Source organism: Actinosynnema sp. NPDC023658, assembly GCF_040639995.1.
Taxonomy (GTDB): domain Bacteria; phylum Actinomycetota; class Actinomycetes; order Mycobacteriales; family Pseudonocardiaceae; genus Actinosynnema.
Map to the genome: position 1 here is coordinate 1 of NZ_JBFAAX010000976.1, position 2,020 is coordinate 2,020.

At 73.1% G+C, this 2,020-nt stretch carries 2 protein-coding genes; one reads left to right on the top strand and one right to left on the bottom strand.

The window, feature by feature from the left end:
* The coding region (locus tag AB0G02_RS37115) for an asparagine synthase-related protein (RefSeq protein ID WP_360804256.1) at window positions 1-1,053 on the top strand (1,053 nt) is incomplete at its 5' end.
* Window positions 1,054-1,063: 10 nt separating this feature from the next.
* Here the strand turns inward: AB0G02_RS37115 and AB0G02_RS37120 are convergent.
* Window positions 1,064-1,777 carry a hypothetical protein gene (locus tag AB0G02_RS37120; protein WP_360804259.1) on the bottom strand — a complete coding sequence of 238 codons (714 nt, stop codon included), beginning with the start codon at window positions 1,775-1,777 and terminating at the stop codon, window positions 1,064-1,066.
* Window positions 1,778-2,020: the final 243 nt, after the last annotated feature.

The following is a 2,020-nucleotide window of genomic DNA, read 5'->3' on the forward strand; positions in this document are numbered from 1 at the left end:
GCCGTGCGCGACGCCCTGCGCACGGCGGTGCGGCGGCGGACGGTCGCGGACGTCGAGGTCGGCGTGCTGCTGTCGGGCGGGGTCGACTCCAGCCTCCTGGTCGCCCTGCTGGCCGAGGAGGGGCAGCGGCCCAGCACCTTCAGCATCGGCTTCACCGACCGCGACGGCCTGGACGGCGACGAGTTCGCCTACTCCGACGCCGTCGCCCAGAAGTTCGGCACCGACCACCACCAGCTCCGGATCGGGGACGACGAGCTCGCCCCGGCCGTCGCGCAGGCCGTGGCGGCGATGAGCGAGCCGCTGGGCACCCACGACGTCACCGCGTTCCACCTCATCTGCCGGGAGGTGTCGCGGCACGTCAAGGTCGTGCAGTCCGGCCAGGGCGCGGACGAGGTGTTCGGCGGCTACCGCTACCACCAGCCGGCCGCCGGAGCGCCGCGGCACCGGGCCGCCGACCTGCTCCGGGACGCGTTCGCCGACCACGACCACCACGAGCTCGCGCACGTGCTGCGGCCGGAGTGGCTCGACGAGCACGACCCCAGCGGCGAGCTGCTCGCCCGGCACCTCGACCGGCCGGGCGCGGACACCGCGCTGGACGCCGTGCTGAGGACCGACACCCACCTGCTGATGCCCGACGACCCGGTCAAGCGGGTCGACAACATGGCGATGGCGTGGGGTGTCGAGGCGAGGGTGCCGTTCCTCGACCAGGACCTCGTCGAACTGGTCGCGGCGTGCCCGCCGGAGCACAAGTCCGGCCAGGGCGGCAAGGCCATCCTCAAGGACATCGGGCGCGAGGTGCTGCCCCCGGAGGTCGTCGACCGCCCCAAGGGCTACTTCCCCGTCCCGGCCCTCACCCGGCTCGACGGCGACGTGCTCGACATGGTGCGCGACGCCCTCGGCTCCACCGCCGCCCGGCAGCGCGGCGTCCTGCGCCCCGACTACGTGAGCAGCCTGCTCGACGACCCGAACGGACACCGCACCAAGGTCGGCGGGAACGAGCTGTGGCAGGTCGGCGTGCTGGAGATGTGGTTGCAGCAGCACGGCATCGCCTGATCCTACGGGATCACGCCCGGAGGGTGATGTTGGCGCGGGTGCCGTCCTTGGTGAACGTGCCGTAGAGGCCGGTGCGGGTGGTGCCGTTGGTGAGGAACGCGAGGTAGGCCTGGTCGGCGTGCGGGCCCGCGACGTGGAAGACCGGGGCGGTGCGCGCCTGGAGGGCGTACCACTGGTCGACCACGATGCAGTCGGCTCCCCACTCGCCCGGGGCAGGCACGGCCTCGCCGACGGCCTCCACCCGGTTGGCGCGGTCGATGACGGCGATGGCGTGCCCGAGGCTCCCCTGCTTCACGCCGACGTACTCGATCACCGTGCCGGTGGCCAGGGGGCTGTTCTTGGCCGCCAGGATGGCGATGACGACGGCGTTGAAGCTCTCGCAGACGCCGACGAAGGGCTGCTTGACGGCCCGCGCGGCGCCCCAGTCGAGGTAGGCCTTGACGCGGTCGGAGTGGGAGGGCGGGGTGTCGCCGTAGCCGAGGGACAGCGCCTTGAGCCGCGGGAGGACCGGCAGCAGCGTGTCCGACCTGGGCGCGTACTGCACGGGCCGGTTCCTCGGGTCCTTGCCGAACCTGCTCCGCGGGTCCGGGTTGATCGCGTTGTAGGGGTTGTCGACGTACACGCCCTGGTCGGGTCCGTTCACCGGGTCGGCCACCGCCACCCCTAACGACGACGCCTGGATGCGCGTGGCGATCCGGTCCTCCAACGACTGCGTGTCGGTCATGTCCCGCTCCTCCGTGCGACGTCCTGCCGGGAGGTTCATCGGCGGCGGGACGTCAGACGTGACGGGCCGGGCCGGGACTCGCCACGGGGTGCACGCCCCTCGCCCACCGACGTCACGGGCACAGGTCCTGTTCCGGCACCCCCGGGAAGTGCGTGGCCCAGTCGATGCCGAGCAGGTCGGCGCACACGTCGCGGACCGCGCGGTCGACGTCCACCGCCAGCCGCCACAACGCGCCGCCGCGCG

Bases quoted from the DNA above. Each gene is read 5' to 3' on its own strand.
- AB0G02_RS37120 (WP_360804259.1), bottom strand. From the start codon at position 1,777: ATGACCGACACGCAGTCGTTGGAGGACCGGATCGCCACGCGCATCCAG.